The following is a 24,741-nucleotide window of genomic DNA, read 5'->3' on the forward strand; positions in this document are numbered from 1 at the left end:
CAGATAAAGGTCCTATGTTTTGAAATGTAAAGACCTGACTTTTTTGAGGTGTTTCCTGGCTTTTTTTCGGGCTGGTAAAAAATGGAAGAGGTGGTGCAAAGGCTTCAAGCCAATGTACCACCTCTTCTTATATATATTAATGTACGTGTTACCTACCCAATTCTTTATTATAGACTTCTTCATCATTAATAATGCGGAGTGCTTCTTTGAAGCTGGCATTATCATCATTGATTACCTGGAAATATTCTGCCATATCATACAGGTCACGGGCTATCAAAGCCTTTATCTGTAAGGCGATAAGCGGTTTTGAACGGTTGTATTCTTCTTCTTTATATTCGATCTTATCTTCTTTACCCAGATTAATTAACTCCTGAAGAGTTTCTTCGGGGACAACAAAGTCTTTCTTGTACTGGCTGAATTTCGGATATTTCTTGTTCATTGCCGCACGGTTACGGTCCAGGTAACTCATGGAAACACGGTTTACAAGACCGGATGCAACCAGGTTGCGGTGATAATCCGTATAACGGGTTGTGTCTACCGGAATGAAAACGTCCGGCATGATACCGCCACCGCCGTAAACGATACGTTTGGTTTCCAGTGTGTTATATTTCATAGAATCCGGGAAATGGATGCTGTCGGCACTCATTAGCTCGCCGCGATTATAACGGTCGATCAGGTCATGCTGGTAATCTTCCAGTTTACCGTTTTCGTAATGTTTCTGGATACTACGTCCGGTAGGCGTATAATAACGGGCTACTGTCAGACGGATCATAGAACCGTCCGGCATCGGGATCGGTTTCTGAACCAGACCTTTACCGAATGTACGGCGTCCTACTACGACACCACGATCCCAATCCTGTACGGCACCCGAAAGGATTTCGCTGGCAGAGGCAGATGATTCGTCTACCATAACGACCAGGCGTCCTTCCTCAAAATTGCCTTTGGCTGTCGATTTGGCTTCGTCGCGCGGCTGTTTGTTACCTTCGGTATACACGATCAGTTTGTCTTTATCGAGAAACTCGTCTGCCAGTTCGATGGCAATATTTAGATAACCGCCCCCATTACCTTGCAGGTCGAGGATCAGGTTTTTCATACCTTGTTTTTGCAACTTGGCAAGTGCGTCGCGGAACTCATCGGCTGATGAGGCGGCAAAACGGTTCAGTTTGATGTAGCCGGTCTGTTTGTCTGCCATATAAGCGGCGTCCAGGCTGGTTACGGGTATCTTTCCGCGGATGATCTTGAATTCGATCAGTTCCGGATTCTTATTTCGTAATACCTTGATGTTCACTTCAGTTCCTTTCGGACCACGCAGACGTTTCATGATGTCGGTCGTCTTCATTTTTACACCGGCTATCAGGGTGTCGTCGACCATGATGATACGGTCGCCAGCCATCAGGCCGACCTTTTCGGACGGACCGCCGGGAATTACCTGAATGACATATAAGGTATCGGTCAGCATATTGAACTGGATACCGATACCGTCGAAGTTGCCTTGCAAAGGTTCGGTCATCTCTTTTGTCTCTTCCGGATCCATATAGTTTGAATGTGGGTCCAGCTTTTCCAGCATACCGGTGATCGCATCTTCTACCAGCTTGGAATCATCCACCGGATCTACATATAGATTCGAGATGGCATATAAAGCCATGGATAATTTGCGGGCATCCTGATTCGGTTTCTGGGCCACAGCCGTTGTGATGGCAATCATCGCAACAAGCAGGGATACTACGATTCGTTTCATTTTAATTTTTGTTTCGTAAATAGTCAATATAAATTGGTCTCCTTCGGAACGAAGGGAGAAATATCTTTGCCATACCGCAACAATTCACGTACAATACTGGAACTGATGTGTGTATGTTCGGGTTCTGTAAAAAGAATGAATGTTTCAATACCGCTCAACTTCCGGTTGACATCGGCAATACTTTTTTCATACTCGAAATCGTTGACGGTACGGATACCGCGCATAATGAATTCGGCACCGACTTCTTCTGCAAAATCGACAGTCAGTGAGTTATACGACATCACTTTTACCCGTGGTTCGTCTTTATAAAGACACCGGATCGCTTCCAAGCGTTTTTCAAGTGTGAAGTAAGTCTGCTTCTTATCGTTAATACCGATAGAAATGATGATCTCGTCAACCAGGGCTAGCCCACGGCTTACCAACGATTGGTGTCCGATCGTAAAAGGATCGAACGTTCCGGGGAACAAAGCGATACGCTTTTTCATTTTCAATGTTCAATATTTAATTTTCAATTGACAACGTCTTCTTCTACAACCAGATTGTCAATAATAAAGTTCTGTCTTTCCATGGTGTTTTTACCCATATAGAATTCGAGCATATCTTTAACCAAGTCTTCTTTTTTCATCGTTACCGGGTCCAGACGCATGTCCTTGCCGATAAAGTTTCTGAACTCGTCCGGTGAAATTTCTCCCAGACCTTTGAATCGAGTGATCTCCGGATTCTTTCCTACTGCCTGGATTGCAGCCAGACGTTCTTCTTCGGTGTAGCAATAATACGTTTTTTGTTTGTTGCGTACACGGAAAAGCGGGGTTTGCAGGATATAGACATGATTCCGTTTGATTAGGTCGGGGAAGAACTGCAAGAAGAACGTGATCAGCAGTAACCGGATATGCATACCGTCGACGTCGGCATCGGTTGCGATGATAACTTTGTTATATCGTAGACCGTCCAGTCCGTCTTCAATATTGAGGGCGGCTTGCAACAGGTTGAATTCCTCGTTCTCATAAACGATCTTTTTAGTCAGGCCGTAGCTGTTAAGCGGTTTACCGCGTAGACTGAAAACAGCCTGAAAGTTCGGGTCACGGCTTTTGGTGATCGATCCGCTGGCCGAGTCACCCTCGGTGATGAAGATACAACTTTCTTCTGTCCGGTCGCCTTTGGCATCGTTGAGGTGGATGCGGCAGTCACGGAGTTTCTTGTTATGCAGGTTCGCCTTCTTAGCTCGTTCACGGGCCAGTTTCGTTACACCGGCAATCGCTTTACGTTCCTTTTCCGATTCAAGGATCTTGCGAAGCAGGGCTTCCGAAGTATCTGTGTTCTTATGCAGGTAGTTGTCGAGTTCTTTCTTGATAAAGTCGCCGACGAATTTTGCCACGGTAGGACCTTCGGGACCGACATCTTTCGAACCCAGCTTGGTTTTTGTCTGGCTCTCGAACACAGGCTCTTCCACCTTAATACTGATGGCGGCAACGATACCGGCACGGATGTCCGAATATTCGAAGTTTTTATTATAATATTCTTTGATGACACGTCCCAGCGTTTCGCGGAAAGCGGAAAGATGCGTTCCGCCCTGAGTCGTGTATTGTCCGTTTACGAACGAATAATATTCTTCACCGTATTGGTTACTGTGTGTGATAACCACTTCGATATCTTCTCCGTTCAGATGAATGATCGGATATAAGGGCTCGGTGGTCATATTTTCGTTCAACAGGTCGACCAGTCCATTGCGTGAATGGAATTTCTTGCCGTTGAACATAATGGTCAGACCCGAATTCAGAAAGACATAATTCTTCAAAAGGCTTTCTATGAATTCGTCTTTGTATTGATATTCTTTGAAGATTTCCTTGTCCGGAATGAAATAGATAAGTGTTCCGTTTGCTTCGTCAGTCGGTTGGATTCCAGACTCCTCTGTAATGATGGCTTTGCTGTATTCGACCCGTTTACACTCTCCTTCGCGGAAGCTGGTAATCAGGAAATAACTGCTCAGGGCATTCACAGCCTTGATACCGACACCGTTCAGTCCGACAGACTTTTTAAATGCCTTGCTGTCGTACTTGGCACCTGTGTTCATTTTACTGGATACGTCGACCACCTTTCCCAGCGGAACGCCACGACCATAGTCCCTGACGGAAACAGTTCCTTCTTCGACGGTCACTTCTATAGTTTTGCCATACCCCATCATGTATTCGTCGATGGAGTTATCGAGTACTTCTTTCAGCAATACATAGATCCCATCATCCGCATAGCTACCATCTCCCAGTTTACCAATATACATACCAGGGCGCCGGCGGATATGTTCCATCCAGTCCAGCGTCTTGATATCGTCGTCATTATACGCTGTCGGTTGTTGCATTGTTGAATTCAGTTCTTCCATAGAAAATCCTTATTTTAATTTTTTGATAAATGCTCTTCTTGTTTTGTGATGTTCACGTTTGAAATAGTCCCATTGGGCCTGTACGGCATTGTTGCTTGCCAATTCCGGATTACTTTCGGCATATTCGACTCCCAGACCGATATATACGGGAATAAGGTCGTTGAACAGCAGTGCGTTTACCCCTTTGTTCTGATATTCAGGTAATACTCCCGTCAGATACAAGTCGATTACTTTGGGCTTTGTTTTCAATGCTTTTAGCAGATGTATCCAGCCGAAAGGGAATAAATGTCCTTTTGCCTTTTGCATGGCATGTGAAAGGCTGGGTAATGAGATTCCGAAACCGACTACGGTGTCATCTTCTTCCCTGATAATAAGAGTCACCAGATCCAGACGGATCATCGGGATATACATTTTTACATAATAGTCGATCTGCTTCTGGGTCAGCGGAGCAAAACCGTATAATGGTGCATAAGCTTCGTTCAGTGTTTCAAAAATCTTTTGTGCATACGGCCATATCTCTTTCGTCTTTTTGAACTTCATCGTTTTAAGGCCATATTTCTTTTTTACTATTTCACCGATGCGCAGGTGTTTATCAGGTACACCTTCCGGGATATATATTTTAAATTCATGCCAATCCTGATCTTTTTCGTATCCCATACGTTCCAGATGCTGCGGGTAATAAGGGTAGTTATAGATGGCGGCCATGGTTCCGAGTTGGTCGAATCCTTCGATCAGCATACCTTCATGATCCATATCTGTAAATCCCATCGGCCCATGAATCTCTTTCATTCCTTGTTCTTTAGCCCATTTTTCAACAGCGTTGAACAAAGCGTCTACGACTTCTGCGTCATCGATGAAATCCAGAAAACCGAAGCGGGCGCGTTGTTGGTCCCACACTTCGTTACTACGGCGGTTAATCATTCCGGCAATACGGCCGGCTATTTTACCGTCTTTGTAGGCAAGAAAATAGACGGCATCGCAAACTTCGAATGCCGGATTCTTCTTCTTGTCCAGTGTAACCATCTCCTCCTCGATCAATCCCGGTATATGGTAGGGGTTGTCTTTATATAAATCAATATTGAACTTAACGAATTTCTTCAGTTCTTTTTTGCTGGTAACTTCTTTAATTACTACGCCCATTGGTTATTTTTATTAGAACGGCAAATTTACATAATTAATTCGTTACATCATTCGTTTACAGTTAAGATTAGGACTTTTAACATGAATAATACCGTCCTGATCCGTATAGTATGGGACGTTTTTTGTTTTCGACGTCCTCATAAATGTTTTCGACGTCCTCAAAAATAAAACAGTTCCTAATAAGAGTCGGTATTCATCGTGAAAAATCCGTTTTCTACTAATATTAATGGGATTCGATCATCCGGGTGTTCGTAAAATATGTTATATTTGCACTTAGTAATGAGCAGCGAAATTGATTATTTACCATGAAAAATTTAATAGTGACCCTTATGTTAACAGTCCCTTTTCTTTCAGGAGCATCATGTTCCTCAGCTCCTAAAATGATCCAGTCGGATCTGGCATTTAAAGCAGAAGCAACAACTGGTGAAGGTTCTATCTGGCATCCGGACAGAAATACTCTGTTCTGGGTTGATATCGAAGGAAAGACCTTGTATGAATATTATCCGGACAAGCAGGACTGTAAAACGTGGGAGTTCGACCGTATGGTTTCGACGGTGGTGCCGGAGACGGACAGCACAGTGGTTGTCTCTCTTCAGGATGAGATTGTACGGGTGAACTTGAATGACGGGAGTTTGTCTTCTGTGGCGCCTATTCCTGATTATGAAGGAAAAGTAAGATGTAATGACGGAAAATGTGATCCGGCAGGTCGTTTATGGATCGGAACGATGGGATTCGGGGCACCTAAAGGTGCCGGAACATTATATATGGTTGTGCCTGACGGAACGGTGGAGACCAAGTTGAAGAAAGTTACCATCTCCAACGGGATTGTCTGGTCGGCCAATAAGAAATACATGTATTACAATGATACTCCGACCGGTAGGGTGGCTCGTTACCGGTATGATGAAAAGACAGGCGAAATCTTGTTTGATGGCGTTGCTGTCACCTTGCCTCCCGGTTCAGGGGCTCCTGACGGGATGACGATCGATAGCAACGATAATTTATGGGTAGCTCAGTGGGGCGGTTTCGGTGTGTACTGCTACAATCCTTATACGGGTGAGTTACTGGGAAAAGTAGAAGTTCCGGCTCCCAATGTGGCCTCCTGTGCATTCGGCGGCAAGGATATGGATACACTCTACATTACAACGGCACGGGCCGGACTTTCGGAACAACAACTGGAAGAATATCCCCTTAGCGGTAGTCTTTTTGTTTGTAAACCCGGAGCAAGCGGGCCGGAGCCTTACAAATTTAAACAACCGGCAAAGTGAACAATATAATTTAACCTGTTTGTAAACAGTATATCAATTATATTTGTTTATTTTGTGAGAGAGATGATTAATCTCTCATTTAATTACAAAAATATATGACGAAAAACAAATCCGGGAAGAAGGATAATAGAGAAAACAAACCGAAGAAGAACAAGGCTAAACGTATGAAGAAAGAAGCCATGCTCCATTCCGTTATGTCCGTTTTTCAATCCTCTCCCAAGGAACCATTTAACTATAAACAGATTAGCAAACTGATTGGCGTAGAGAGCCAGGTGCAGAAGCTACAGGTTGTAGACCTGCTGTATGATCTCTCTGCCGAAAATTTTATTACAGAAATAGACCGCGGACGTTATCGGTATAACGGTCTGGGTACCACTGCGATCGGTACATTCGGACGCCGGAGCAACGGGAAAAATTCGTTTATTCCGGAAGATGGTGGTGCGCCGGTTTTCGTGGCGGAACGGAATTCCGGACATGCGATGGACGGTGATAAAGTGAAGGTGCAGTTGTTTGCCAAACGCAAGGGCGCTGAACCGGAAGCCGAAGTGATTGAAGTACTGGAAAGCCAGAAAAAGACATTTGTCGGTAAATTGCAGGTAACGAAAGGCTTTGCCTTCCTCATCACCGAGAACAAGACGCTGGCAAACGATATATTTATCCCGAAAGAAAAACTGAAAGGCGGTAAGAATGGCGATAAAGCCATTGTCCGTATCGTTGAATGGCCGGATGAAGCCAAGAACCCGCTGGGTGAAGTGGTCGACATTCTGGGTGTGGCCGGTCAGAATACAGCGGAAATGCATGCGATACTGGCCGAATTCGGTCTACCGTATACGTATCCGGAAAATGTGGAAAAGGCGGCAAATAAGATATCGGAGATTATTCCGGAAGAAGAAATTGCCAAGCGTGAGGATTTCCGTAAGGTCCTGACCTTTACCATCGACCCGAAAGATGCCAAGGACTTTGACGATGCCCTTTCGGTTCGCCAGCTGGATAATGGAAACTGGGAAGTGGGCGTACATATTGCCGACGTAACTCACTATGTAAAACCTGAAAGTCTGATCGACCGTGAAGCGGAAAGCCGTGCGACTTCCGTCTATTTAGTGGATCGTACGATTCCGATGTTGCCCGAACGGTTATGCAACCAGATATGTTCCTTGCGTCCGGACGAAGAGAAGTTATGCTTCTCCGTTATTTTTGAACTGGACGAAGAGGCCAACGTGAAGAAATCGCGTATCGGACGTACCGTGATCAAGAGCGACCGCCGCTTCACTTACGAAGAGGCGCAGTTGGTGATCGAAACAGGCGAAGGTGATTATAAAGACGAAATACTGATCCTGGACGCATTAGCAAAGAAGTTGCGTGAGAAACGTTTTAAGAACGGAGCCGTTAACTTCGACCGCTTTGAAGTAAGGTTTGAAATTGACGAAACCGGAAAACCGATCAGTACTTATATCAAGGAATCGAAAGATGCCAACAAACTGATTGAAGAATTTATGTTGCTGGCGAACCGTACAGTAGCTGAGTTTGTAGGTAAAGTGCCTAAAGGAAAGACAAAGAAAACGTTTGTCTACCGTATCCACGATCTGCCCGATCCTGATAAACTGGAGAATTTTGCCGCCTTTATCCGCCGCTTCGGTTATAAGATGAAAACGGAGGGTAGCAGTAAGATCGATATCTCCCGTAATCTGAACCGTTTGTTGGACGAAGTACATGATAAGCCGGAAGAGAATCTGATTGAAACATTGGCAATCCGCTCGATGCAGAAAGCACGTTATACGACAGAGAATATCGGCCATTATGGTCTGGCTTTTGAATATTACACTCATTTTACTTCTCCTATCCGTCGTTATCCGGATATGATGGTGCACCGTTTGTTGGAACGTTATCTTGAAGGCGGACGCAGCGTGGTAAAGGCAAAATATGAAGAAAAATGTGACCATTGTTCTACGATGGAGCAGGTTGCGGCAAATGCTGAACGTGCGTCTATCAAGTATAAACAGGTTGAGTTTATGCAGGATAAGTTAGGCATGGTGTTCGACGGTGTGATCTCCGGTGTTACCGAATGGGGATTGTATGTTGAGTTGAATGAAAACAAGTGCGAAGGCCTTGTTCCTATCCGTGACTTAGGAGATGATTTCTACGATATGGATGAAGAGACATACAGCCTGATCGGCCGTCGTAAGAAACGCCGCTTCCGTCTGGGTGATCCTGTAACGGTGAAGATCGCAAATGCCAATCTGGAACGTAAGCAGCTTGACTTTATGTTGATGGAATAAAGAAGATATTATTGGATAAAATAAAAGAGACAACCGGTCATTAATGCATCAGTTGTCTCTTTTTGTTTTATATAGAAAGTGATAAAGTCGTATTATTCTTCAACAGGCTGGAGGTTTTCGCCGATAGTGTATCCTAATTCGTCATCCCGTTTTTTATCCTGGAAAAGATATGAGTTTCCTTCTTCAGATTCGATATAGTAAAGGTTTGTATAGATAAAGTCCGGGTTGTCATGTTTTAATACTTTGGCAACATTGTCCGGGATAGGAGTATCCATGCTTAATTCGTACACTGTCCTTCTCCAGAAACCTCTGTCTGTTGCTATTTCCCCATGAAAGAAAACATGTTTAATTGTATCATTGTGAAGGATGAAGTATTCATGCTCTCCGTCATTCATGTATCCTCTTATCTCTGCCCCTTTATATTTTTCGTGTATAAAATTAAAATGGTCTTCGGGCAGATTTACAAACCAGCGTGTATCGTTTGGAGTACATCTAAGGGTTCTCAAGTAAAGTCCGTCGTCATTGATATAAATATAATGTTGCATGTTGTCGGATTTTTTCCAGGGATACGTGAAATGTAATGTGTAAAGGGGCCTTGTTATCCCTGCTCGTTCTGTTTTAAATATCTCAATGTCCTGTACGCCAATATATCCGGCTTGCAGGAAAGAAGTCTGAACTTCAATGGGGAGTTGTTGGATATCGCTGATCTCTGTATAGGTCATTTTCCAGCTATCATTGACATACGAGATCAATGCCTCATTTTGTTCCGGATCTTTAAATTTTATTTGGTCGATGCCATCCGAATAATTCATGAAAGAAGTGATCTCTGCAGATGGATATCTTTTGGAGAAGTCGCTTTTGATTGCTGCGGGAATCTCATCTTCTATTGTTGAGTTCTCTTTATCACAGGCAGTAATACACATAAGTAGCATACATGCTACGATGTAATGGATACAATTAATTCGCTTCATAAGTTTTTTATTTAGACAGGTAAATACAATAGCAATACTAGTTGGGTACAAAGGTAAGAAAAACAAGGAATAGAAATCCTAAGACAGACTTCTGTTCCTTGTTTATGATGCATTATTTTTTTACCAGTAAATCAAACCGAGTGTGCCGCAGCCAATTAGCGCTAATCCTAATAAAGCATAAAATATACGTGCTCCTTTTCTTCCGAATTTGTTTACGAAAGTTGTTGCTCCGCTGGTTTCGAAATACCAGTCGAAGTTAAAGATGGCAGCGACCAGGGAAAATGCTCCCAGGGCAATGAAGATGGCTAGTATGAAATAATCGGTAGGTTCCATCGGTTATTTCACTTCTACGGTTCGTGATCCGTCGGGATTTTCGCTGATCGTAACGTTTACCACGTCTCCCGGCAGCAACTCTTCGATCTTTTCCGGCCATTCGATAAAGCAGAGGGCACCGCTGTAAAAATAATCTTCGGTTCCTATCTGTTCTGCTTCACTGATCTTATTGATGCGGTAAAAGTCAAAGTGATAGATCAACTCGCCGGTCGTATCGCTGCGATATTCGTTGATAATGGCGAATGTCGGGCTGTTGATCACATCTTCTACGCCCAGCTCTTCGCAGATCGCTTTGATAAATGTTGTTTTTCCGGCTCCCATGTTTCCGTAGAAGGCAAAGACGGTACGGTCATCCATTCCGGCAATGAATTCTTTGGCTGCCTGGCGGATGGTATCTAAATTTTCAATCTTGATAATACTCATGATGTCTATTGATTATTGATCATTTGTAATCTACCCGCAAAGGTATATTAATTTTCAATTTTCAATTCTCAATTTTCAATTATTTTGGTATCATGGTAATAAACGGCACCATCATTTCCTCCATCGAGATACCTCCGTGCTGGAATGTATTCTTGTAATAAGAAACATAATAATTGTAGTTGTTCGGATAAGCGAAGAAGTCATCGTTCATCGCAAATATATATTTGCTGCTCAGGTTAGGAGAGGGCAGGCCTATCTTTTCCGGATCGCGTATCTCCAATACTTCTTTGGGGTTGTAATTCAAATTTTTACCAACTTTGTAACGGAGGTTGGTATTGGTATTCCTGTCTCCTATCACTTTGATCGGGTTATTGACGCGGATTGTTCCGTGGTCGGTCGTAACGATCACTTTATACCCTTTATCGGAGATGCGTCTGAACAACTCCAGGGTGGTCGAGTGTTGGAACCAGGAACGGGTCAGGCTGCGGTAGGCAGCTTCGCTTTGTGCCAGTTCACGGATCATCTTCATTTCTGTCCGGGCATGCGATAACATATCCACAAAGTTCAGGACAACGACATTCAGCTGGTTGTGCGTCAGTGAAGAGATCATATTCAACAGCTTTTCACCGTATTGTGAGTCGTGTACTTTGTTATAAGAGAAGGTGTACTTCTTGCGGAAACGGTCGATCTGTGTCCGGATCAAAGGCTCTTCGTTCAGGTTTTTTCCTTCTTCACTCTCTTCATCCACCCATAAGTCCGGAAACATCTTTTCTATCTGTAAAGGCATCAGGCCCGAAAAAATAGAGTTGCGGGCATACTGTGTGGCGGTAGGAAGAATACTGTAATATAATCCTTCATCGAAAGTGAAATATTCAGCCAGCAGGTCTTTTACCACGCGCCACTGGTCCAGGCGGAAGTTGTCGATCAGGATGAAAAAAACCTTTTCATTGTTATCCAGCAACGGGAATACTTTTTTCTTGAACAGATCCGGGCTCATCAGAGGGCGTTCCGCAGGGTTCTGTATCCAGTTTACGTAATTCTTCTTTACAAATTTACCGAAAGCGTTATTAGCCTCTTCTTTTTGCATCCGGAGCATATCGGTCATTTGTACCTGGCTGCTTTCCAGTTCCAGTTCCCAGTAAACCAGTTTCTTGTATAACTCCATCCAATCGTCGGTGGTCAGCGAATCGTTGATCTGCATGCCGATACGGTTGAATTCCTGCTGGTAGCCTACTGTTGTTGTTTCCGATATGATGACGTTTTTATGTACGTTCTTCTTAATGGAGAGGAGTAGCTGGTTCGGGTTGACCGGCTTGATCAGGTAGTCGGCAATCTTGTTCCCGATTGCCTGGTTCATAATGCTTTCCTCTTCGCTTTTAGTAACCATGACGACCGGTACGTTAGGGTTGATTTCCTTAATGTGGGCAAGCGTTTCCAGACCGGTCAGGCCCGGCATGTTCTCGTCCAGGAAAATAATATCGAACGATTGTTCCCTGCAACAGTCGATTGCATCCTGCCCGCTGATTACCGGAACCACTTCATACCCTTTATCCTGCAAAAACAAAATGTGAGGTTTCAACAAATCGATCTCATCATCTGCCCAAAGTACTCTGTCTTTCTTTACTGCCATATTTGTTACCTTATTATTCTTACAAATTTAATCGGAATAGTTATATAATAACGCTACTTGCTATGGTTTTGTATATAAATCCTTGCTTTTTTACGAACTTTTAAGCCTGGGTGTACTGTTTAATATAATTTAATTGTTTATTTATCATGTAAATACGATGTTGTCGTATATTTGCGTACATATCGTAGTAGAGAACATATAGTATTAATAATTATACCATGAGAACAAAATTGTTATTTATCGTTCTCTTTTTGTCAGCAGTAATGACGGGGAACGGAACGGAGGACAGGAGTGAATACTTAAGAAAAGTATTAGATAATTTGGAGAAGATAAAAACGGCTACTTACCGTTTGCAGAGTGAAGCTTGGGAACCGGGCGACACAATACCGGGCTATTCTGTCTATACATTTGTAGAAGAATATGATAATCCGGCAGACACTGCGGTAGGTGCCAGTTATACGGACTATTCGGATGCTGAGAAAAAGCAAATAAGTTCCTGTTATGATGGGTATGTACGTCTATCCTTTTACCATGACAAACACGGAGTTATGGTTGATGATTTTACTCGCAGAAACCTGCCTTTCAGACTGGTAGGCGTAGGAACTCCTTATTTCAACTATGCGAAGAATATTATTAAATATGTGCTGACAACCCAGGACAGTATCTCCGTGGACATGAAAGATTGCGGAGATGAATATCTGCTTAGTTTGGTTATTAACGAAGATGTACAAGTTGAATTTTTCGGACGACCTTACCATCTTCCCAAGCCACCGTTCTACCAAGACCCGACTTCCATATATGAGGTACACATCCGTAAATCGGATAATTTACCCTACAAGGTCAGAAGAGAAATGTCACATAACATAACTGAATATACTTATATAGAAGGCCAGTTTAATACACTGAGCGCTAAAGGAATTACTGCCTCCGACTACATCCCGGCAGATTACGAGGTCAGAGAATATGGCAAGAAATATGACACCAAGCCAGAGGTAAATATTACTGGTCAAAAAGCTCCCGATTGGACTTTGACGGATACCAAAGATCTGCAAGTCTCATTGTTTGACCTGAGTAGCAAAGTCATTGTAATGGAATTTACCGGAATCGGTTGCGGCCCTTGCGCAGCTTCTATCCCTTTCCTGAATAAATTGAAAGAGACATACAGCGCAGAACAACTGACGGTTCTTGCCGTTGAAATCTGGAATCGGAAAATGCCGTCACTTCAGAATTATGCAAATAGGCAACATATAAACTACTTGTTTCTTGCCGGTAACGATGAAATAGTGAATACTTATCTGAATGGCGACCGAGGCGTTCCTTTTTTCTTCATACTGGATGAGAACAGAGTTATAAAACGAATCATAAAAGGTTATAATCTGGAACATACCGGGAAAGAAATAACCCAAGCAATAGATGAGCTATTAAAATCGAACTAGTGTCATTGAAAAAGTACTCGAGAACGAGAAAACGTTTTCAGGAAGTTGTTCAATTCCTCTCCAGGTGTTTCACCTATTTTCTCCAGGTGAAACAAAAGTTTCTTTGGCGGGAAACAAAAGTTTCTCCCGCAAGAAACAAGGGTTTCCTCGGGAGAAACGAAGATTCAGATTATAGTAATATTAATTCTTTGTCAGCGTATAATCCGTAATCCCCAGTGCCTCATAAGCCTGGAGCAACGCTTCGTCGTTATCGGAGATCATCAGTAACTTATCGTTTTCCATAAGAACCGTATTCCCTTTAGGGATGAAATAACGTCCGTCGCGCATCACCATAACCGCCAGTGTATGGTCGGGCAGGGTAAGCTCCATCAGTTTATTCCCATGCGTAAGCACTTCCGGAGTGATGTCGATTTCACTCATCGCGCTCTTGATGCCTTCCGGCAGTTCGATACCGAATACATCTTTTCGTTCCGGTTCGTCGATCATATCCAGCCATTTGGCAGCCTGTGTTACGGTAGTGCCTTGTATCAGCAACGAAAGGATGGTGATAAAGAATACCACATTGAATATCAGTCCGGCGTGTTCTATTCCCGCAATCATCGGATAAGTGGCGAAGATGATCGGTACGGCACCGCGCAGCCCTACCCATGATATATACAACTTCCCTTTAAAGGAGAAGTTTTTATAAGGAATCAGGCAAAGGAACACGCTGATCGGACGGGCGAAGATAATCATGAAGATACCGATCGTTAACCCGATGGGGGCCACCGGCAGCAGTTCGTGCGGGTTGACAAGCAATCCGAGCGTAAGGAACATCACGATCTGCCATAACCAGGCAAAACCGTCGAAGAACGTACCGATACTCTTTTTATGTACAATCTTGGCATTTCCTACCACCAAGCCGGCTATATATACGGCCAGGTAGCCGTTTCCTTTACATAGTGTAGTGGCGGCAAAAGTAAAGAATGCAGTAGCCAACAGCAGGATCGGATACAACGATTCGTTGTCGATATCTATCTTGTTAATGATAAATACAGCTATCTTTCCTAACAGGAAACCGGCAATAGCACCCACCGACAACTGGATAACCAGCGATAAAGCAGCATCAGCCAGGTTCATCCCTGCCGTCTGTATATAAGCGATCAGTAACAAAGTCAGCATATACGCCATCGGGTCGTTACTACCACTTTCTAACTCCAATGTCGGACGAAGCCGTTCTTTCAGGTACACCCCTTTGCTTCGCAGGATAGAGAATACGGAAGCCGAATCGGTTGACGACATGACGGCCGCCATCAACAGCGACTCCGGAAGAGTCAGCGTCTCGTAGCCGGTGACCAGTTTGGACAAGTAATAGATGAAACCACCCGTTATAAAGGTGGTAGCCAATACCCCGATCGTCGCAAGGATAACCCCTTGTGGAGCAATCGGTTTTACTTCTGATATCTTCGTGTCCATACCACCTGAGAACAGGATGATACTCAAAGCCAGCATACCGATAAACTGTGCCGCATTGGGATTACTGAACTGGATACCAAGTCCGTCACTGCCGAACAACATACCGACTCCCAGGAATAATAACAAGGCGGGGAGTCCGAAACGATAACCTGCCTTACCGGCGAAAATACTGAAAAAAAGAATGACGGAAGCAATCAACAAGATTCCCTCCGCATTATGTAAAATGTCTAAGTCGTGGAACATAAGCGGAAACGGTTTACTCTAAATTATCTTTCAAAATAACGAAAAAAAACTGAAACTACAATGGTTTGAATGCCGAAAAAACAAGCTTATATACTGATTAATGAATATATTACGTATATTTGTCGGCGTAAAATAAACACTATGCATAAAACACATTTATTTGTATTATTGTTCGCTCTCCTGATAGGGACGGCGTGTAACAAAGAGAAGCACTTCATCTCTGACAATGCATTCAGAGCCGAAGTAGAGAAAGATTTCCAGGCCAAACAGGCAGCCCTGCCTGACGGAGATCTGTTTGCAGTTTTCAATCAACAAATGACGCCGGAAGAAAAAGAGGCGCTTACATTCCTGTATGCCTATATGCCGATCGGCGACATTACCGACTATGATGGAAAACTTTACCTGGATAATATCCGCAGTTCTTTCCAGGCAAAGCAGGAAATGCCGTGGGGCGACAGTATCCCTGAAGACATCTTCCGTCATTTTGTTCTTCCTATCCGTGTAAACAACGAGAACCTGGACGAAAGCCGTATGGTCTTCTTCGACGAACTGAAAGACCGTGTGAAAGGTATGTCCTTATACGATGCCGTGCTGGAAGTAAACCACTGGTGTCATGAAAAGGTGATTTATACGCCCTCCGATGCCCGTACCAGCTCTCCGCTGGCTTCTGTAAAGACAGCTTATGGCCGTTGCGGTGAGGAGTCTACCTTTACGGTGGCTGCGCTTCGTTCGGTAGGTATCCCTGCACGTCAGGTATATACCCCGCGTTGGGCACATACCGACGACAATCATGCCTGGGTAGAAGCCTGGGTGAACGGCAAATGGTATTTCCTGGGTGCCTGCGAACCGGAACCGGTTCTGAATCTGGGATGGTTTAACGGTCCGGCTTACCGGGGTATGCTGATGCATACGAAGGTATTCGGCAAATATAACGGTCCGGAAGAAGTGATGCTTGAAACAGACGGTTACACAGAAATCAATGTGATCGACAACTACGCACCGACAGGCAAAGCCATCGTGACCGTAGTCGATACCGACGGTAACCCTGTCCCCGATGCAAACGTGGAATTTAAAATCTACAACTATGCAGAGTTCTATACCGTAGCCAATAAGAAAACCGATGCTGAAGGAAAGACTTTCCTGACCGCCGGTAAAGGTGATATGTTCGTATGGGCAACCAAAGACGGTAAATTCGGTTTCGATAAAGTATCTTTTGGAAAAGGTGACGCGACGATCAAGCTGGATAAGAAACCGGGTGATGCATTAGGAGCAGTTACTCTTGACATTATTCCTCCGGTAGAAGGTTCTATCCCTGCCGAAGTAACTCCGGAACAGAAAGAGGCTAACGCTAAACGCCTGTTGGAAGAAGATGCTATCCGTAACAAATATGTAGCAACTTTCTATACCGAAGAAAAAGCCGAAGCCTTGGCTAAAGAACTCGGCATCGACCCGCTGAAGACTTCCGACTTTCTGATCGGCAGCCGCGGTAACTGGATGGAAATCGGAAAGTTCCTGCGTGAAACCCCGGCTGATAAACGTCCGGTTGCTATGGCGTTACTGGATGTGATTTCGGCTAAAGACCTTCGTGATACGCCGGCTTCCGTTCTGGCAGATCACCTGAATAATGCGGAAGAAGTGAAGAGTGAACAGTTCAATAATTATATATTGAACCCGCGCATAGCTAACGAGTTCCTTACTCCGTATCGCAGCTATTTCCAGGCAAATGTAGATGCTGCACTGGCGAAACAGGCAAAAGAGGACCCGCAGGCTTTGGTTGAGTGGGTGAAAAAGAATATCACAATCAATGATGATCTGAATCCGCAGCGTATCCCGGTTATGCCGATGGGTGTGTTCAAGGCCCGCATAGCCGATAAGGGTTCACGCAATATCTTCTTTGTGGCTGCTGCCCGTAGCCTGGGTATCCCGGCACGTATCGAACCGGTAGCCCGTAAGGTACAGTATATGAAGGATGGCAACTGGATGGACGTTGACTTCGAAGCAGCCGTTCAGACTACAGCCAAACAAGGTAAGGTGGTCGCTTCCTACAGCCCGATCAAGGCTTTGCAGGATCCGAAATATTACAGCCACTTCACGATTGCCAAGATTCTTCCGGATGCGAAGTTGCAGACATTGAACTTCGAACGTACCGGCAATGTAGATATGGGTGTTGGCGATACCTGGAGCAGCATGCTGAAGAAACCGTTGTCGATGGACGAAGGTAACTATATGATGGTAACCGGAACCCGTATGGCAAACGGCAGCGTCCTGGCCGAAGTATCTTTCTTCAATGTAGAACCGGACAAGACAACAGATACTAAACTGGAAATGCGTGAGAACACCGACGAAGTACAGGTGATCGGTAACTTCAATTCGGAAAACAAGTTCAAACGTGCCGATAACGGTGAAGAAACCAGCGTACTGGCAACAACGGGCCGCGGTTATTATGTGGTAGCTATCCTGGGAGCCCGTCAGGAACCGACCAACCACGCTATGCGCGATATCGCAGCCGTGAAGAAAGATCTGGAAGGATGGGGCCGTAGCATGGTGCTTCTGTTTCCGGATGAAAAAGGTTACAAAAACTTCGATCCGAAAGAGTTCGGCGACCTGCCGGGCACAATCACATACGGTATCGATGCCGACAACCATATCCGGAAAGAGATTGCATCGGCCATGAAGTTACAGAATGCCAGCCAGCTTCCGATTTTCATCATCGCCGATACCTTCAACCGTGTCGTATTCGTATCCCAGGGATACACCATCGGCCTGGGCGAACAGTTGATGAAGGTGATACATAAGTTGTAAAATACAATTCGCATAAATAATCAGCCCTGTATTCGGTAGTAAAGAAACTTCCGGATACAGGGTTTTTCTATGGAAGGACTAGCGTTCGATGGAGAGCGCAGTATTGTCGATCTAACTTTCCTGAATGTGGAATTGCCTTCTGAGACGATAGAAGGGCGTATCGGAGGACTTCGCTTTATGGCTGCAAATTTGAAAAGACAAGGGTGGATATTAAAGCTATTTCAATTGCTTCGGGTCTTTCCGAAGAAGAAATTAATAGCTTGTAAGTCCTTTTTATAGGATTGATGAGTCAGGGCTATCGTTTTTAACGATGGCCTTTTTTGTGCCTGAAATAATCCTTTTAACATTTGCATGTCAAATTTCCACAAAGAGGTATACTGTGTATCAGCATATTAATATATGTACGCGTGTTTAAATCCATACATATAATTATAATGTGAAATGATAGATAATATATTGTTTTGTAGTATAATTACGAATGAATAGTAATGACTAAAAGAAACGTTCCTTTTTTCTCGCCAGCAAAGTTACCACATTCTTTTAATCCTCCAACCATTTTCAAAATATTTTTTTCTTTCCTATATCCTTTCTTATCAACAGAATAGCGAAATAAGTACGAAAACCGCCCTTTTGAACACAAAGATAAAATGAGCAAGAAATAATGGCGAGAAAAAAGGAACGTTTTTTCTAGTCATTTGCTTTGGGGTGCGTTCCTGGATCTATGGTTAAAAGGCTTTTTAAGTAACACTATTATTAATATTAAATTAAAGATTTATGAACAAAAAGTTTTCTACGCTTATGGCGCTTGCGCTGATGACAGGTAGTGCTTCTGCTCAGTTTACGGAAACAAACTGGAAGTATACTAACCCTTCAGCTCCGCAGGCTGCCTATCGTACATTTGAGACGAATTCGGCGGGTTGGGATAACGCATTGGTTTCTGACGATGAAGGACAACTCTATTACAACAACGGTAAATTTACTAAAGACGTGAACGTTGTTGAAGATGGTTTGTGGTATCAGTTGGAAGTTTTCAATGGCGGGACTGATGTTGCCGATGTCCTGATTCAGGAACGTGATTACCTAACAGGTAAAATTTACCTGCGTACAGTGGCAAAAGCCGATGCTCCGTTGAATGCATCCCTTTGGAAACTTACGTATGGTAAAAAAGATGAAGCTACCGGTGGACATTGGACATTGGTTAACAAAGAAACCGGATTGGAATTGACTTTCGACCATTCTGTTATTAAGAATGACGAAGTTTCTGAAATGAGAGACGGTACGAAAGTTTGGGCTTGGTATGATTTCAATAGAGATGAAAAGAAAGATTATACTAAGATGTATGCTTCTTTGCATAACCAGAAATATGAAGAAGTAATGTATCTGGCTTATGAAGAGGATACTGATAATGGTGAAGCTTTGCGTAATAGGTTGGAGGTAGTTGGCTTTGAATTTGACGCAGATCAAGAGAATAGCAAATTGGTTAAAGCTAAAGTTGTCAAAATGTCAAGCAATGATATTAGCAGCGTTGATGATGCTTTGGCAATCAAACCTGTTGTGGCTTATCCGTTCCATATGACAGCTGAGCAGTTCAATACTCGTATGGATGCTGATGATAAAGGTAACGACCAGTCGTTCTTCTTCAATTTGTTCAAAGACATGCAAGGTGCAGAAAACTTCTTAGGTTATTTGAACGATGCTAAAGCTGGAAATGAATTGGAATTTACAGCGGAAACAGATGCTGCAGGTTTGGGAAGAGCTGATCTGAATAAAATAAAACGTGCAAGCGTTGATGGTAATAGTTTTGAAGATGGTGCATACGACGGAGGACATGTTGTTACCGATTCTTTGTTTAACTTGAACTTTAAAGTGGTCAACAGTAAAGTTGCAGATGATAAAGGTAAATATCTGTTGGCCGATACTGCCATTTATTACAAATCAAATCAGAGCTTGAGTTCACCGGCAGTTAAGTTTGCATTGAAAAATTGGAAGGAGGATGATGACGACTACATGAAAGCCCGTTATTATTTCCGTGCTACTTACTTCCCGACAAACGATAGCATCGTGTTGGAACCGCTGAACGCTGCTGTACAGGCTCCGTTTGAAGATGGCAAAAACTGGAAAGATTCTGAATGTACGAAGTCTTTTGCTACTATGCAGTATTCAAAGGCTAATACATTGGTTAATGACTTCTATAACCCGAATACAGGTTCAAGAACAGTTGCTTTGGCTATCGACGACGTTTCAGGTAAGGATGTATTGACAGTGGTTTATGACAATACAAACACACAATTTGTTAAACTGACTATCAACCGTCCGTTTGCATATCTGACTCGTACAACTGTTCCCGACGGATTGTATTATATCAATCTGGCCAATAAGGATGCTGATGAGAGAAACCGTAGCAAAGGTATGAGCATCGTACACAACATGGCCTCTAAGTTGATGTATGACACTGAAGCTAAGAACCAGGATTACTCTTTGATGCCGGCTACAATGTGGGTAGTTAAGCAGCTGGGTTGTCCGGAAGAAGGTTTGGCTAACTATGTACAGATCCAGAACCGTGAATATCCGGGTGTTGTGTTCGAAGGACAGCTTTACAAAGTAGAAGGACAGGATGCAAAAGGTAACAAGATCGAGGCTTACCGCTTCATTGATCGTACTACTAAATATAGTGCAGGATATGAATCAAATATCGGTTGGTTTAAAGAAGACTTATTGCGCGTAGTTGATATTATGGACATTCAGAAAGTGGAAGAAGAAATCGCTTATACTGAAACTCACGGTTACAAATGGTTTACTAAAGACGAATTGAACGACGGTGTTGAAAACAACTACCAGATCAACTGGAACAACGGTTATGTGGATGCTGTTTTGAAACATGTCAAAGGTAACAACATCGCAGTAGAAGAAGGTGATGCAACAATCTTCGAAATTGCCGAAGCTACTTTGGCTACTAACCAAGGTGCTAAAGAATATCAATTCGGAGCTGAATTGAAAGAAATCGTAGATTGCAAAGCTGGTAATGAAGTGGAAGAAAAGGCTGTTTTGAATCAACTGAAACGTAAAGCCTACCTGATCAAGGTGAAAGACAATAACCTGATCGACAACGACGAATTGTTCTTGGCTTCTGTTCGTGATAACGATGGACGTTACTATTACAAAGCTATGAAGCTTTCTGAAATGGATAACTACTACAAGAAGTTAGGTGTATTCTATCTGAAAGCCGATCAGATCAACTTGGAAGGTGGAAATCCGGTTGATACTTGCTATGTGATGGTTGACATCAATGCTCCTAAGACATTGAGTGCAGATAATATCTTAGACTTGACTGGTAATGTATATGACTTGAAGTCTGATAACGGTTGGATGAAAGCTGCTGTAGAAGCCGGTTCTGAAATGCGTGTATTGCGCGACAACAACCTGGAAGATCAGCCGAATGACGTATCTGATGCATTCTACTTCAGCGGTAATCCGGTTAACCAGTATATCAACATCGCAGCCGATTATAAGGTTGATCTGAACAGCAACATCAAGTTCTTCCAGCAGTTGGCAGAAAAGAACTATCTGTTTGAAGATGGCAACGATGCAAACAAGGTAAGTTTGATCCAGGATATCAATCCTGACTTCCATTATTTGGGTGTTGAAAGCAAAGGTCTGACAACTAAACCTGCATTGTATGTGGACGAAGTTGTTAAAGACAATCCTAACATGCAGCGTTATTTGTTCGGTGTACGTGTAGACTCAATTCGTGACGGATACATTTGCGACCATTCTTCTAGAATCCACGGTTACTGGGAATTGGAAAAAGATGCAGAAGATGATGGTGAAGTTCACTTCGAAGCATACAACGGTTATACAGCCGGTTGGTTCTTGGTAAATCTGGAAGACTCTATTTCTCAGAATAACAACATGATGCATGATGCTGACTTGTATAAGTTCAACAGCTACACTCGTCTGGGCTTCGTAGAAGGTATCCACCAGGTAGAAGGTGATAAAGAATACTTCTATGTTGTAAATCATGGTTATAAACTGAAAGACTTGATGACTGTGAAGGATAACGGTGTTGAACCTCAGGCAACTTATGTGGCTAAAGGCAAGGTGCTGGATCCTAAATATTTGGTAATCGAAAGCGGTAAGACTGCTAACAAATGGGTAACTCGTCACTCAATCGCCGGAGATGTAAATACAAACCATACATTCTCTTTGCGTAAGACAAAATCAGACAATGAAGGTACAGTTGAACTGAGCGAACCGTTCTTGTTGGAATCTTATCTGGAGGATGTTTCAAAGATTGGTTCTTTCGAAGGTGCATGGGTTAAGACTGAAAACGGTGTTCCTGTATTGGCTAAATTAGGAACAGATGCAGGTGACCATGAATGGGGTACTAGTAATATTGCTGAAAGAATTGGTCAGTCTGGTGTATTCTACTTCGAAACAACAGACGAAGATGCTACTGCCAACGACGACATTACAACATCTTCAATCAGCGTTATCGCTGGTAACGGTGTAGTAACTGTTAAGGGTGCAGCCGGTAAGAACGTAGTAATCACTAACGTACTTGGTCAGACTGTTGCCAACACAGTAGTTGCATCCGACGAAGCTCAGATCTCTACTCCTGCTGGTGTAGTAGTCGTAGCAGTCGAAGGTGAAGCTGCTGTTAAAGCAATCGTAAAATAAGAAATTATTTATAATCAATAGATTCTGACTGCGCGGTAGAGACGGATTGATACGTCTGTCTCTACTAATTAACCTGTGAGAGGTGAAAAAGTGGTCGATATTAATACTAAAGTAATGAAATAAAGTTCTTTCTGCCGTCTCTCTGCGAAGAACGGCGGCAGACAAAAAACAAAGCCCCGGTGGATTTATTTCTGCCGGGGCTTTCGTTATTTAATATCAGTAAACAGCATGAAAAAAAAGAAATCCCAACGGCATCGCTGACCCTGGATGCTCTTTGCGATGAGATTGATCGTCTGCGCAGCATGAACGAATCGTGCGGCACACTGTCGCGTAGTAATAAACGGCAACTGGCCAAGTATAAATCCATCCTGTCTGAACGCCTCGGAGCGACGGTCATCTATCCCGAAGACCGGCAGGTAATTCCCAAAGGCAGCCATGCCGATGTACTGAAAGAATTGAAACGTATCGACCGTTTCTTGAAAAAACATTCGGGAGCTGAACGCGACGGTTGTTTCTTCCACTTGATGTGCAGTTGTTTCGACTTCGGGGTTTCTCTAGGTACCGTCCAGCGTAACTACTATATCTCGGAAGAGGAACAGGAATTATTGTAGAATTTCTTCGATCTCTTTGATAGAAAGTGATAATCTGTTAGAGATTTCTTCTAGAGAAATGCCCGTTTGTGACAGTATTCGAACCAGTTCTCTCATAGTTCGTTTCTGTTGCTCAAGTTGTTGTTCCTTTTGTTCGATCACCTGCTCTTTCTGTTCGATCACCTGCTCTTTCTGTTCGATCACCTGCTCTTTCTGTTCGATCACCTGCTCTTTCTGTTCGATCACCTGCTCTTTCTGTTCGATGACTAGCTTTTTTTGTGTTATTTCTTGTTCTTTTTCTGCTATTACCTGTTCTTTGAGCATGATGGTGGTGTCTCGGGCTTCTATTTCGGAGAGGATTTCGTCTTCTACTTGCATGGCACGGCGAACGTCGGGAGTAGTACCGGCACGAAGCAGGCGGTTGACCAACAATTGTTCATCTTTCTCGTGGAACTGTGTTTCGTCAATCTCCAGATAATGGTCGTCGTCTTTGTGACGGCGATCCTGATCGAAAAGATTCAGTAGACGTTCCAGGCGGTTGCGCGTGCGGCCTTGTAGGTAAGGGATTTGGACGATGATGCTGTCGTGTGTCAGGCTTTCGATAAATTTGTCTTTCTGTTCGAGTACATTATCATCGTAGTCGAGGTAACGACGACGTACGTAAATGACAGGTTCTTTCAAATCACCCAAGATATGCCCTAGGATGTAGATCGAGATGATTGGTAGTCCGTAATTGCTGTCCTTATCGCTTTTTATGTTCTCTTTGTTGAGATACTGCGTACCAAGGTATTGGCGGAAACGAAGTGTTTCTGTGGCCAACCAGGTTTTTTGCAGTTCGATTAACACGAGGTGTTCTTCTCCATTATTGTCGCGTATTTTGGCGGCAAAGTCCATGCGGAACAGGGAGATGCGTGTTTGCTGCATGGCGGTGTATTCCTGTTTGCGCATTTCAAGTTCGAGGATCTCTTTTTTCAATAGTGCCGAGAGTAGGATCTTGGCTACGCGCTCGTCTTCCATTAAATATTTGAAGACCACGTCGTAAATGGGATTGGCTATAAGTGTCATATCATTTTATTTTTTATATTGACAAAAGTACGATTTCTTTTTATATGATTCCTTGGAGATTGGTATGTTAGTTGACACATTTTTATGCCTGAAATGATCTGAAATAACTCTTTTAACATTTGTATGCTAAATTCCTATAAATAGGTATGCTGTGTATCAATATATTAAGATGCACGCGCGTACTTTAATATATATCTGTAAATAGAGTGAAAAATACTATTGAATATATTGTAATATAATGTATTACGAATTATTAGTAATGACTAAAAGAAATGTTCCTTTTTTCTCGCCAGCAAAGTTACCACATTCTTTTAATCCTCCAA

At 43.3% G+C, this 24,741-nt stretch carries 17 protein-coding genes; 7 read left to right on the forward strand and 10 right to left on the reverse strand.

Going from position 1 to position 24,741, the window contains the following annotated elements; genetic code table 11:
- Positions 1–148 precede the first annotated feature (148 nt).
- From NBH15_RS13470 to NBH15_RS13485, 4 genes are read right to left on the reverse strand one after another with little or no spacing between them, the layout of a single operon-like run.
- Complete coding sequence (locus NBH15_RS13470; protein WP_046145977.1) at positions 149–1,738, reverse strand: S41 family peptidase; 1,590 nt, start codon at positions 1,736–1,738, stop codon at positions 149–151.
- Positions 1,739–1,761: 23 nt separating this feature from the next.
- Entirely contained in the window at positions 1,762–2,223 is a 462-nt protein-coding gene (gene coaD, locus NBH15_RS13475; RefSeq protein WP_010801013.1) for a pantetheine-phosphate adenylyltransferase, read from the reverse strand.
- A 23-nt stretch (positions 2,224–2,246) separates the two neighbouring features.
- Entirely contained in the window at positions 2,247–4,112 is a 1,866-nt protein-coding gene (locus NBH15_RS13480) for a DNA topoisomerase IV subunit B (protein WP_010801012.1), read from the reverse strand.
- Between the two features lie 9 nt (positions 4,113–4,121).
- A complete protein-coding gene (locus tag NBH15_RS13485) occupies positions 4,122–5,252 on the reverse strand; it encodes a hypothetical protein (RefSeq protein WP_250822836.1) in 1,131 nt (376 codons plus the stop codon).
- 329 nt (positions 5,253–5,581) lie between these two features.
- Here NBH15_RS13485 and NBH15_RS13490 point away from each other — a divergent pair, with 329 nt between their 5' ends.
- Complete coding sequence (locus NBH15_RS13490) at positions 5,582–6,517, forward strand: SMP-30/gluconolactonase/LRE family protein (RefSeq protein ID WP_128134695.1); 936 nt, start codon at positions 5,582–5,584, stop codon at positions 6,515–6,517.
- Between the two features lie 95 nt (positions 6,518–6,612).
- Positions 6,613–8,793: a ribonuclease R gene (gene rnr / locus NBH15_RS13495; protein ID WP_128134683.1), complete on the forward strand. Its 2,181-nt coding sequence runs from the start codon at positions 6,613–6,615 to the stop codon at positions 8,791–8,793.
- Positions 8,794–8,885: 92 nt separating this feature from the next.
- On the opposite strand, the gene NBH15_RS13500 is transcribed toward rnr, so the two are convergent.
- From NBH15_RS13500 to porX, 4 genes are all read right to left on the reverse strand, one after another.
- Positions 8,886–9,764, reverse strand: coding sequence for a hypothetical protein (locus NBH15_RS13500; RefSeq protein ID WP_195437387.1), 879 nt, complete (start codon positions 9,762–9,764; stop codon positions 8,886–8,888).
- Positions 9,765–9,884: 120 nt separating this feature from the next.
- Positions 9,885–10,097 carry an immunity 17 family protein gene (locus NBH15_RS13505; protein ID WP_009860178.1) on the reverse strand — a complete coding sequence of 71 codons (213 nt, stop codon included), beginning with the start codon at positions 10,095–10,097 and terminating at the stop codon, positions 9,885–9,887.
- Positions 10,098–10,100: 3 nt separating this feature from the next.
- Complete coding sequence (gene tsaE, locus NBH15_RS13510; protein ID WP_046145980.1) at positions 10,101–10,520, reverse strand: tRNA (adenosine(37)-N6)-threonylcarbamoyltransferase complex ATPase subunit type 1 TsaE; 420 nt, start codon at positions 10,518–10,520, stop codon at positions 10,101–10,103.
- Positions 10,521–10,599: 79 nt separating this feature from the next.
- On the reverse strand, positions 10,600–12,150 hold the full coding sequence (gene porX / locus NBH15_RS13515) for a T9SS response regulator signal transducer PorX (RefSeq protein ID WP_009860176.1): 1,551 nt from the start codon (positions 12,148–12,150) through the stop codon (positions 10,600–10,602).
- A 218-nt stretch (positions 12,151–12,368) separates the two neighbouring features.
- Between porX and NBH15_RS13520 the strand changes: the two genes are divergently transcribed.
- Entirely contained in the window at positions 12,369–13,586 is a 1,218-nt protein-coding gene (locus NBH15_RS13520) for a TlpA family protein disulfide reductase (protein ID WP_009860175.1), read from the forward strand.
- A gap of 180 nt (positions 13,587–13,766) precedes the next feature.
- Here NBH15_RS13520 and NBH15_RS13525 read toward each other — a convergent pair whose 3' ends face one another.
- Entirely contained in the window at positions 13,767–15,284 is a 1,518-nt protein-coding gene (locus NBH15_RS13525) for a potassium/proton antiporter (RefSeq protein WP_009860174.1), read from the reverse strand.
- A 141-nt stretch (positions 15,285–15,425) separates the two neighbouring features.
- Between NBH15_RS13525 and NBH15_RS13530 the strand changes: the two genes are divergently transcribed.
- From NBH15_RS13530 to NBH15_RS13545, 4 genes are all read left to right on the forward strand, one after another.
- The gene (locus NBH15_RS13530) at positions 15,426–18,086 is read left to right on the forward strand and encodes a transglutaminase-like domain-containing protein (protein WP_250822837.1); all 2,661 of its coding nucleotides are present in this window, start codon (positions 15,426–15,428) and stop codon (positions 18,084–18,086) included.
- 69 nt (positions 18,087–18,155) lie between these two features.
- Complete coding sequence (locus NBH15_RS13535) at positions 18,156–18,365, forward strand: hypothetical protein (RefSeq protein WP_128134688.1); 210 nt, start codon at positions 18,156–18,158, stop codon at positions 18,363–18,365.
- A 495-nt stretch (positions 18,366–18,860) separates the two neighbouring features.
- The gene (locus NBH15_RS13540; RefSeq protein WP_250822838.1) at positions 18,861–22,763 is read left to right on the forward strand and encodes a DUF6383 domain-containing protein; all 3,903 of its coding nucleotides are present in this window, start codon (positions 18,861–18,863) and stop codon (positions 22,761–22,763) included.
- Positions 22,764–22,942: 179 nt separating this feature from the next.
- A complete protein-coding gene (locus NBH15_RS13545) occupies positions 22,943–23,374 on the forward strand; it encodes a hypothetical protein (RefSeq protein WP_250822839.1) in 432 nt (143 codons plus the stop codon).
- Here NBH15_RS13545 and NBH15_RS13550 read toward each other — a convergent pair.
- Positions 23,366–24,418 (reverse strand): hypothetical protein, encoded by a 1,053-nt coding sequence (locus tag NBH15_RS13550; protein ID WP_250822840.1) that lies wholly within the window; start codon positions 24,416–24,418, stop codon positions 23,366–23,368. The genes NBH15_RS13545 and NBH15_RS13550 overlap by 9 nt on opposite strands.
- Positions 24,419–24,741 lie beyond the last annotated feature (323 nt).

This window comes from Parabacteroides caeci, from assembly GCF_023656795.1.
GTDB classification, from domain to species: domain Bacteria; phylum Bacteroidota; class Bacteroidia; order Bacteroidales; family Tannerellaceae; genus Parabacteroides; species Parabacteroides segnis.

Coding starts and splice junctions, on each gene's coding strand:
- NBH15_RS13470 (WP_046145977.1), bottom strand. CDS start 1,738: ATGAAACGAATCGTAGTATCCCTGCTTGTTGCGATGATTGCCATCACA.
- coaD (WP_010801013.1), bottom strand. CDS start 2,223: ATGAAAAAGCGTATCGCTTTGTTCCCCGGAACGTTCGATCCTTTTACG.
- NBH15_RS13530 (WP_250822837.1), top strand. CDS start 15,426: ATGCATAAAACACATTTATTTGTATTATTGTTCGCTCTCCTGATAGGG.
- NBH15_RS13490 (WP_128134695.1), top strand. CDS start 5,582: ATGTTAACAGTCCCTTTTCTTTCAGGAGCATCATGTTCCTCAGCTCCT.
- tsaE (WP_046145980.1), bottom strand. CDS start 10,520: ATGAGTATTATCAAGATTGAAAATTTAGATACCATCCGCCAGGCAGCC.
- NBH15_RS13540 (WP_250822838.1), top strand. CDS start 18,861: ATGAACAAAAAGTTTTCTACGCTTATGGCGCTTGCGCTGATGACAGGT.
- NBH15_RS13505 (WP_009860178.1), bottom strand. CDS start 10,097: ATGGAACCTACCGATTATTTCATACTAGCCATCTTCATTGCCCTGGGA.
- NBH15_RS13500 (WP_195437387.1), bottom strand. CDS start 9,764: ATGAAGCGAATTAATTGTATCCATTACATCGTAGCATGTATGCTACTT.
- NBH15_RS13485 (WP_250822836.1), bottom strand. CDS start 5,252: ATGGGCGTAGTAATTAAAGAAGTTACCAGCAAAAAAGAACTGAAGAAA.
- rnr (WP_128134683.1), top strand. CDS start 6,613: ATGACGAAAAACAAATCCGGGAAGAAGGATAATAGAGAAAACAAACCG.
- NBH15_RS13520 (WP_009860175.1), top strand. CDS start 12,369: ATGAGAACAAAATTGTTATTTATCGTTCTCTTTTTGTCAGCAGTAATG.
- NBH15_RS13480 (WP_010801012.1), bottom strand. CDS start 4,112: ATGGAAGAACTGAATTCAACAATGCAACAACCGACAGCGTATAATGAC.
- porX (WP_009860176.1), bottom strand. CDS start 12,150: ATGGCAGTAAAGAAAGACAGAGTACTTTGGGCAGATGATGAGATCGAT.
- NBH15_RS13535 (WP_128134688.1), top strand. CDS start 18,156: ATGGAAGGACTAGCGTTCGATGGAGAGCGCAGTATTGTCGATCTAACT.
- NBH15_RS13525 (WP_009860174.1), bottom strand. CDS start 15,284: ATGTTCCACGACTTAGACATTTTACATAATGCGGAGGGAATCTTGTTG.
- NBH15_RS13550 (WP_250822840.1), bottom strand. CDS start 24,418: ATGACACTTATAGCCAATCCCATTTACGACGTGGTCTTCAAATATTTA.